The sequence below is a fragment of the Enterocloster sp. genome, assembly GCF_057861365.1.
The window spans coordinates 1-8,219 of sequence record NZ_DBMACH010000034.1 but is presented as its reverse complement, the minus strand read 5'-3'; the positions used below and the strand labels follow the sequence as shown (position 1 = coordinate 8,219).

12 protein-coding genes are annotated in these 8,219 nt (G+C 47.0%); 11 read left to right on the top strand and 1 reads right to left on the bottom strand.

Features of this window, described 5'->3' with window-relative positions:
• The 10 genes from ACZM6M_RS17555 to ACZM6M_RS17510 form a co-directional block, all read left to right on the top strand.
• The coding region (locus tag ACZM6M_RS17555; RefSeq protein WP_489490633.1) for a hypothetical protein at positions 1–1,248 on the top strand (1,248 nt) is incomplete at its 5' end.
• A 232-nt stretch (positions 1,249–1,480) separates the two neighbouring features.
• On the top strand, positions 1,481–1,747 hold the full coding sequence (locus ACZM6M_RS17550) for a type II toxin-antitoxin system RelB/DinJ family antitoxin (RefSeq protein ID WP_154042257.1): 267 nt from the start codon (positions 1,481–1,483) through the stop codon (positions 1,745–1,747).
• Entirely contained in the window at positions 1,747–2,007 is a 261-nt protein-coding gene (locus ACZM6M_RS17545) for a Txe/YoeB family addiction module toxin (protein ID WP_024725223.1), read from the top strand. Before ACZM6M_RS17550 ends, ACZM6M_RS17545 begins: the two co-directional genes overlap by 1 nt.
• A 17-nt stretch (positions 2,008–2,024) precedes the next feature.
• Complete coding sequence (locus ACZM6M_RS17540) at positions 2,025–2,273, top strand: hypothetical protein (protein ID WP_024725224.1); 249 nt, start codon at positions 2,025–2,027, stop codon at positions 2,271–2,273.
• A gap of 117 nt (positions 2,274–2,390) precedes the next feature.
• Complete coding sequence (locus tag ACZM6M_RS17535) at positions 2,391–3,167, top strand: ParA family protein (RefSeq protein WP_024725225.1); 777 nt, start codon at positions 2,391–2,393, stop codon at positions 3,165–3,167.
• Positions 3,160–3,459, top strand: a complete 300-nt coding sequence (locus ACZM6M_RS17530; RefSeq protein ID WP_024725226.1) for a hypothetical protein — start codon at positions 3,160–3,162, stop codon at positions 3,457–3,459. The genes ACZM6M_RS17535 and ACZM6M_RS17530 overlap by 8 nt, the downstream gene beginning before the upstream one ends.
• A gap of 107 nt (positions 3,460–3,566) precedes the next feature.
• Positions 3,567–4,091, top strand: coding sequence for an RNA polymerase sigma factor (locus tag ACZM6M_RS17525; RefSeq protein WP_024725227.1), 525 nt, complete (start codon positions 3,567–3,569; stop codon positions 4,089–4,091).
• The gene (locus ACZM6M_RS17520; RefSeq protein ID WP_024725228.1) at positions 4,088–4,792 is read left to right on the top strand and encodes a DUF4367 domain-containing protein; all 705 of its coding nucleotides are present in this window, start codon (positions 4,088–4,090) and stop codon (positions 4,790–4,792) included. Before ACZM6M_RS17525 ends, ACZM6M_RS17520 begins: the two co-directional genes overlap by 4 nt.
• A 100-nt stretch (positions 4,793–4,892) precedes the next feature.
• A complete protein-coding gene (locus ACZM6M_RS17515; protein ID WP_154042256.1) occupies positions 4,893–5,255 on the top strand; it encodes a hypothetical protein in 363 nt (120 codons plus the stop codon).
• Positions 5,256–5,416: 161 nt separating this feature from the next.
• Complete coding sequence (locus ACZM6M_RS17510) at positions 5,417–6,403, top strand: phage tail tip lysozyme (RefSeq protein ID WP_024725229.1); 987 nt, start codon at positions 5,417–5,419, stop codon at positions 6,401–6,403.
• Positions 6,404–6,470: 67 nt separating this feature from the next.
• On the opposite strand, the gene ACZM6M_RS17505 is transcribed toward ACZM6M_RS17510, so the two are convergent.
• Positions 6,471–7,109 carry a hypothetical protein gene (locus ACZM6M_RS17505; protein WP_154042255.1) on the bottom strand — a complete coding sequence of 213 codons (639 nt, stop codon included), beginning with the start codon at positions 7,107–7,109 and terminating at the stop codon, positions 6,471–6,473.
• An 865-nt stretch (positions 7,110–7,974) separates the two neighbouring features.
• Between ACZM6M_RS17505 and ACZM6M_RS17500 the strand changes: the two genes are divergently transcribed.
• Positions 7,975–8,219 (top strand): hypothetical protein (locus tag ACZM6M_RS17500; RefSeq protein ID WP_439411765.1); only part of this gene is annotated, 245 nt, incomplete at its 3' end.

Here is an 8,219-nt window from a genome sequence, read left to right as displayed (position 1 = left end):
GCGAAGGGCAACGGGATTGCGGTAACGGTGCCGCCGAAGGCTGCGGGGATTGCCCTGGAGATCAAGGAGGAGGGCAAGGCCAAACGCTATACCATCACAGATGAACTGTCGGAGCTGTCGGAGGTCTACGACACGGATTTTACCATCATGTCTCCTATCTCCTATTTCGGGCGTCAGCGGTGCGGCAAAAATGCACGGTATCTCTATGCCCTGGTCTTTGACCTGGATGGGGTGGGGATGCCCCAGCTCCGGGACACACTGCACCAGATGAACAATGATATTCTTCCCCAGGCAACCTTTGTCGTAAACAGCGGAACGGGGCTTCACTTGTATTATGTGCTGCAGGAACCGATCCCTATGTACCCGTACAATCAGAAATGCTTGAAGGAGCTGAAATATTCTCTTACCCGGCAAATATGGAACAGGTATACCTCCACCATCAAGGAACCGCAGGTTCAGGGTATTTTGCAGGGCTTCCGGGTGGTCGGTTCCGGTTCCAAGTTGGGCCGGGAGTATCCTGTAACGGCCTACCGGCTCGGCGGGCGGGTGACGCTGGAAAAGCTGCTGGAGTTTATCCCTGACAGCAACGGGGAGCAGCAGCGGCTCCTGGGCCTCATGCGGAAGGGGCGGCTCTCGCTGGCCGAGGCGAAGGAGAAATACCCGGATTGGTATGAGCGGCGGGTCGTCAAGAAGGAGCGGCGGGGCCGCTGGACGGTCAAGCGGGATCTCTATGACTGGTGGCTGCACCGTATTGCCGATGAAATCCGGGTTGGCCACCGTTTCTACGGTATTATGACGTTGGCGATTTACGCAATGAAGTGTGGGATCAGTGAGGAGGAGCTGCGCCATGACGCCTTCTCCCTGTTGAAACCCTATGACGATATGAGCGTGGAGGATATCAACCGTTTTACGAAGGATGATGTAGTGTGCGCTCTGGAGATGTTCAATGAGGACTATGTGACGTTTCCGAGGGACGATATAGCGAAGATCTCCGGACTGACTATGCCGGTTAATAAGCGGAACTGGCGTAAGCAAGCAGAGCATTTGCGCAGGGCGCGGGCCGTCCAGATGGTTGATTATCCGAATTTTGAGTGGGCTGGTCGCCCGTCGGCTCAAGACCGGGTGTATGAGTGGCGTCAACAGAACCCGGAGGGCCGTAAGGCCGACTGCCACCGGGATACGGGCCTTGACCCGAAAACGATCCGCAAGTGGTGGAATTGCCCACCTCCGGCTGCGTGTCCAGGATGAGGAATAGGGGCGTTTTCCGGCCTCTGGACGGCCCAGGAGGGCCGTTTCCGCTTCTCTGAAGGTAAACAACCACCCCCCTATCTACAGCGGCCAAAAAGCTTTGCAAATCAAGTGGTTTATGCCCCCTAAATGGCTACATACAGTGGGCTAATGTGTAACAAAGATGTAAAGAAAAATGCTTGTATTTTTCTTTACTTTTGCATATACTATGAGTAGGAAAGGAGTGTTGGACATGGCACACACGGTCAATGTTAATTTTAAGTTGGATGAAGATGTAAAAAAAAGAATGGAACGCGCCTGTACCGAGATGGGCCTTTCCATGAGCGCAGCCTTTACGATGTTTGCAAAGAAAGTCGGCAGGGAGTATCGCATCCCGTTTGAGGTTTCGGCTGATCCATTCTATTCGGAAAGTAACCTCCAGCACCTGGAGAGCGTCATGCAGGATGTGAAGGCTGGCAAGGCCCGCTTTGCCGAGCATGACTTGATTGAGGTAGACTGATGAGGCTGTTGTGGGAGGATCGGGCGTGGAGTGAGTATCTGTACTGGCAGACACAGGACAAAAAGACGCTGAAACGGATTAACGCGCTGATAAAGGATATTCAGAGAAGCCCCTATGAGGGAATCGGTAAGCCGGAGCCGCTGCGGGGCAACCTGAGCGGCTGGTGGAGCCGTCGCATTGATGAAACTAATCGTATCGTTTACTATGAGCAGGGAGAGGTCATTTATATTATCTCCTGCCTGGGCCACTATGATGATTGAGAAAGGAAGGGACGATTATGAGCTGGGATAAAGAAAGGATCGCGCAGTTGCAGCTCCCTGACCCAGCAGATGCCGATCCGCATCCCCGCCTGCTCCTGGAGGGATACGGCATACACGCCGGACAGTGGTTTACGGCCCTGTTCCCTGACGGGTGGCACGACATTACCCTGGAAGTGTCTTGGGAGCCGGAAGGCCCTGGCTGCTGGTACATATCCACGCCGGGATTTGAGGGCGTGTGTCCTATCGGCCTATTTGTGAAGGTATGAAAATGGCGAGGCTTTCAGCCTCGCCATTTTTTACTTGCTATAAGTTATATATATGATATAATTGAGATAACTTAAATAAGTTAAATAATTTATATAATTGAAAAAGGAGTAGAGACAGTGAAGGTAATTGCAATCGCAAACCAGAAGGGCGGGGTGGCCAAGACCACCACGACACACAACCTGGGGGCTGCTATGGCGGCTGCCGGGAAAAGGGTGCTGCTCATTGACCTGGACAGCCAGGCCAGCCTGACGATCAGTGTGGGCTTGGAGCCGCTGGAGGTGGAGCGGACGATCGTGGATGTGCTGCGGAAGGATGGGACGCCGCTCATGGAGTGTGTGCAGCAGCTTAGTGACCGGCTGCACATCGTCACGTCGATCATCGACTTGGCGCCCATGGAGATGGAACTGCTCTCCAGAGCCAGCCGGGAGAAGATTTTAGACCGGGCGCTCCGGGAGGCCAGGGGGCAGTATGACTATATTTTGATTGACTGTCCGCCGCAGCTCTCTATCCTGACCATCAATGCCCTGTCCTGCGCCGACGGAGTGGTGATTCCAGTCAAGACGGATTACCTGGCCTACCGGGGGCTGACACAGCTCCAGGACAGCATCCAGGAGATCCAGGAGCTGATTAACCCGGAGCTGAAGGTGCTGGGGGTGATCGCCACGCTGTACGATACAAGGGTGGGCGATGACCATGACATCCTTGATCTGCTTCAGAAGGAGTATAATCTGCTGGGCGTGATTAAACGGCTGGCGGTGGCTAAGAAGGGGATTTATGACGGCTTGGCGGCTGTAGAGCAGGCCCCCAGCAGTGAGCTTGCGAAGGAATACGTGGCCATAGCAAACATGATTATGTCCGGCAGGGAGAAGAGGGAGGAACAGGAGCATGAGTAAGCTGGAGGAGCGGGAGAGCCGCAGGAGATCCGCTACCGTTGGGAAATTCGTGGAGCAGCCGCCCATGGCGGCCACCAGCTCCGGTCGGCGGGGCCGGCCGAAGGAGGATCGGGAGCTGAAGAAGCGGATTAGCCTCTCGGTGCTACCCAGCGTGTACGAGGATATTCAGAAGATCGCCTATGTGCAACGGCGTAGCGTGAGCGAACTGATCGGGGAGCTGTTGGAGGGATACCGTGTGGAACATAAGGCAGAAATTCAGAGGTATGGAGAAATAGAAAAGCACTGTGTCTAAATATCTACAATTACGTTTTCAAGATGTCAGTGCTATTACGAGATGGGCTTGTAGACTATTTATCATAGGACTGATAGATCTCAGTAAAAGATAGGAGTGAGAAACTTTTGCTGATTTTTTTATCAATGCTGGAAAGTGATGAGGAAAGGAGACTATTTACAGATTTATATAATCAATATGGGAATATGATGCTGCACGTGGCGAAGCGTTATTTTCCAAAAGATATGTATGCGGCAGAAGACGTCGTTCAAAATGCGTGGATACGTGTAGTAGATCATTTTCAGAAAATTCAAGCTGTACCGAGTAAGAAAAGAGGGGCGTATCTCGTTGTTATAGTAAGGAATGAGGCTATTACAGCCTTGAGAAAGCAAAAGCCGGAATTACAATTCGATGAAAATTTTGTAGAAGGATATATTGATTTAGAAAATGATAATACAAGGTCAATTATAGATACAATACGCGCAATGCCAGATATATATCGGACAGTATTAGAAATGAGATTTGTAGAAGAACGAAGCACTAAAGAAATTGCGAAGGCGTTGTCATTGAAGGAAACAACAGTAGATGTTCGGATTCACCGAGGCCGGGCGCTGCTTATAAGAAAATTGAGAGAAGAGGGATACATAAAATGACGGAAGGAGAAGAAAATATTATTATTAAAGGGGTTTTATTGGAAGCTATTTCGAGAGACTTTTCGGAAGAACTCTCTAATAATAAAGAGGTTTCGGTATCTCCACGTTTCAAACGACAAATGATGGCAATGATGAATAACCCCAATAAATGGGCAGAGCGGCACAAGAGAGATTATAGGAGGCGATTTGTAAAGGTAGTAGCAACAATCGTCTTGACGTGTTCTTTGCCCTTTGGAGTTTTGACGGTAGCAAGTCCGACGGTCAGAGCCGCTGTAATTGACTGGGTTGTAGAATGGTACGAGAGCAGTATCATTTATAAATTTTTTGGAGAGTCGGATTCTACAAAACTGCCCTTATATGAAGTGATAGATCTCCCATTTGATTATACCAGGATAGGAATACCACAAGAGCTCCCTAATAACACGGAAATTATTTATGAAAATTCGGATGGAGAGATATTGAGATTTGAGTATATGCGGGTAGAGGAAGGTTCTGCAATTATAATAGATGCAGAAAATATGGAGGTCACAGAAATTGGCGTCAACGGATGCCCTGGACATCTATACATTTCTGTAGATCCAGAGCAAAGCAACTGTATAACATGGTATGATAATGGAGCAAAGATGCAATTTATAATTGATGGATTTCTTGAAGGCAATGAACTTCAAAAGATGGCAGCTTCCGTTTTACAGGTTGATTGAAAAAATTTGGCGAATCGTGTAAGAAAAGCATCCCCTCTCTGCGTTAGTAGGGTATAAGTGCGAAAGTGTACTTTACTCAAAGCAGAGAGGGGGTGTTTTTATGAAGAAGAGAATTATACCGCTATTCTTTCTGGTGCTGTTGCTGGCGACTGTCATGATTCCGACCTCTGCTGCAATTAGTACGAAAGCGATCTCTGGGAAACCCACTCTAAAGATTGAAGGGACAACAGCATACTGCGTAGGAAAGTACAATAGCGGAAACCGCAACGATGCAATTTCGATTACAGTTACATTGATGCAAGGAAGTAAGGAAATCGCTTCGTGGAGCGCATCAGGGAAAGGCTCTGTTACAATTTCAAAAACCTGTAAGGTTGAAACAAAGAAAACCTATAAATTGGTTTTGTCTGCAACTGTCAATGGAGTAGCTAAACCTGATGTATCTGTTACAGCGACTGCAAAATGAGAGAAACTGGCTCTGCACGTGTGCAGAGCCAAAGGGAGGCCTCCCTTTGGCCTAATGTTTATAGAAGCGGGGTTCCTAAGAGTGTTAGAAGCGGGCGGAATTAACCAAATGAGAGGATTCACCCGGTGCTAAACTATAATGAAAACAGGAGGATTACTACTATGGGATATTACAAGATCAAGTCACACGCGGGAACGGGAAAGCTATTGAATATCGCAGCCTCTGGGCCGATTTCTGGACGTAAAAATACAAATATTTGGGATGAATCCTGCCCGATTGACCAGACTTGGTCGATTGCGTCTCTTGGGAACAATCAGCAAGTTAAGATTATCAATAATCTTTCTTATATGCTGAATGCCAATACCTCTACATGGAATTGTGATGTCTATACCAGCAATAGTGACACCTATGTTAATTTTGAAAAGGTAAGCACGGGAGTATATTATATCCGACTGAAATCCCACCCAGAAAGATACCTAACGGCAGGAGGCACAAAGTCCGGAAGTGATGTTTCCTGGGAGAAACTGTCGACAACGACGGCCGGAAAGAAAGCGCAGCAGTGGAAAGTAACGGCTACATCGTTGCCAACGGTTTATACCAGAGTTACTTCTGGGGCGGATTCTTTGGGAGATGATCAGATGGAAACAAATGCGGAGTACATCTATAATTATCTCAAGAAGAAAGGATTCACCAAGAATGCTATCTGTGGGATTCTTGGAAATATGAACAGTGAGAGTACGATTAACCCTGCTGTATGGCAATCGCTGAATGATATGTATTTGGGATATGGATTGGTTCAGTGGGATGATGGAAAATTGTTTATCGACTGGGCCAAAAAAGAAGGAGTTATCAGTGCGGCAACGGCTGAAGCTGTTAATAGCCTGGCTTACAGTAACCCAAAGAAGTTAATGGATGCAGAATTGGATTATTTGATTGTCAGTATGAATACGGTTGGAAACTGGTTTAAGCCAGATAATAATCAATCTAAGTACGGAACGAGCGAGACTCTTACGGCGAGCCAGTTTAAGGTATCTAATAAAAGCGCAGATATCTTAGCGCGTATTTTCTGTGGACACTATGAGCGGCCCGGAGTTCCGAAAATAAGCGAGCGTGTTGCAAACGCAAAGAAGTGGTATAACTTCTTGTAAAAAATATTCCCCCAATGTAAGGCTGTATCATATACAGACCGCATTGGGGGAATATTTCTTCTGAGAATTATTGTTGAGTTAGAAGAGAGAGATTATCGTCTGTAAAATTGTACCATGTAACATTTTCCTTAAAGCCTTGCTGACTAACTGCAGTTTCAAAGGCTGCTTGTGTTGCAGGGAGCTTATCAACAAAGAATAGAGAAGACTCGCAATATGATATTTTTTCGATTTCATAGCCGCTGGAGGATAAGATAAGTGATCCAATTCCCCAATCTGAAGCTCCGCTGGAAAATATGAATGTACCATCAACTTTTAGATCTGACATAGATCGGCTGACAAGGGTATAGCTGTAAATAGTTCCGCTTTCATCATGTAGTATTATAAAACCGGCTTGATTATTTTCAGCAAGTGAAAATTGCAGGACAACATCTTTAATCCCATTTTGGGTTAAGTCTACTATTGCAAACTGCTGAATTGAAAAAGGGAGATTATCTGAAGTGATAGTTTCCTTCAATTGATGGATATCCAAATAATCACCTGATTCTACATTATAAAATTGTTGATTTCCTTGAAGAACCTTTAGATAGAGTAAATACGGAGAAGTCGTGGAATTTACTGTATGAAAAGTCTTTAAGGATAATGCTGCTATGCCAGATACACATATCGCTAAACAGAGAATTATAATTGGCAAGTTAGGTTTCTTCAATATTATGACCTCCTAAAGAATATTAAGTAGTTACGATTATATGACGAGGAAAAAGAGCTATATCTTACATGGGAGCAGGAAAAAGAGCCTGGATGCAACAGTGGCGTATAACGGTTTACCCGTTTATATAATGAACGGGTAAACCGTTATGCGGTTATCTTTCGTAATAAGTTGACAGTCTGGATTATCTATGGTAACATGACACTGGAGGAAAACGTGTATTTGCAGGGGCTACAAATCAGCAGCCCCTGCAGGAAGGAGGCAGGATCGAACGGCTGCGGCCGGTGTTGGCCGGGAGCTGCAGCAGAGATTTCATGCTCGTCTGGGCGAGGGTAAATAGTAATTAGGCCCAGAGCGTCTTGGCCGGGAGCTGCCGGTCAGGGGTTTAGCAGTTTGCTAATATAGGAGCCGAGATAGGTTTGATACCCCTATATGGTGCGTGGGCTCGCCGCAGTAACCTTTGTGAACTGGTAAGCGCACCATCGACCCCGTATAAGTAATCCTTTTGAAAGTACGGGTAAGTACAACGTATCTGTCCCTATAAACCCTTCGGATAGTAGCTGGCATACTGTAAATCTGCCGGAGAGTAGCTCCCTCTAAAAAGGGGCCGACAGATCCCGAACTGCCGTAGATCTCAATAAACCGGGGCTGCACACATAAGCAGCTCAAAAAAGTGTAGGGGAGAGACCCCAAAACCGTCACACATAAGACGTTAAAAAGTGTACTTTGCCAAATGCCGGGCCCCCATGGGCAGGCAGGCGGCGGCCTTAGCTTTAACTTATATCAAGTATATAATAGGAATACATTAAATAATTTATATAAATTAAATAAATTATATAAGTGATACGAAAGAATGGAGGTAACGGTGGGCCGCAGGAATAAGGCGTACTATAAAGACCTCCATCAGCAAGCCTATGACAAGCTGGTGGGGATGCAAGCCTTTGGGGAGAGCAAACGGGCGGCGGTGGTTGCCGGGACGGATAAGGAGAAGATTTTCTCCTTCAACACTTACAAGAGCTACTGGAAGCACACCAAGTATTTTATCCAGTACATCAAGGAGCATCACCCGGAATGTACCACGCTGAAAAGCGCCAGGAAGTACGTCAACGA

What these genes read in the sequence shown, in the direction of transcription:
- ACZM6M_RS17550 (WP_154042257.1), top strand. Translation starts at nt 1,481, where the DNA reads ATGGCACACACGGTCAATGTTAATTTTAAGTTGGATGAAGATGTAAAA.
- ACZM6M_RS17510 (WP_024725229.1), top strand. Translation starts at nt 5,417, where the DNA reads ATGGGATATTACAAGATCAAGTCACACGCGGGAACGGGAAAGCTATTG.
- ACZM6M_RS17530 (WP_024725226.1), top strand. Translation starts at nt 3,160, where the DNA reads ATGAGTAAGCTGGAGGAGCGGGAGAGCCGCAGGAGATCCGCTACCGTT.
- ACZM6M_RS17520 (WP_024725228.1), top strand. Translation starts at nt 4,088, where the DNA reads ATGACGGAAGGAGAAGAAAATATTATTATTAAAGGGGTTTTATTGGAA.
- ACZM6M_RS17540 (WP_024725224.1), top strand. Translation starts at nt 2,025, where the DNA reads ATGAGCTGGGATAAAGAAAGGATCGCGCAGTTGCAGCTCCCTGACCCA.
- ACZM6M_RS17515 (WP_154042256.1), top strand. Translation starts at nt 4,893, where the DNA reads ATGAAGAAGAGAATTATACCGCTATTCTTTCTGGTGCTGTTGCTGGCG.
- ACZM6M_RS17545 (WP_024725223.1), top strand. Translation starts at nt 1,747, where the DNA reads ATGAGGCTGTTGTGGGAGGATCGGGCGTGGAGTGAGTATCTGTACTGG.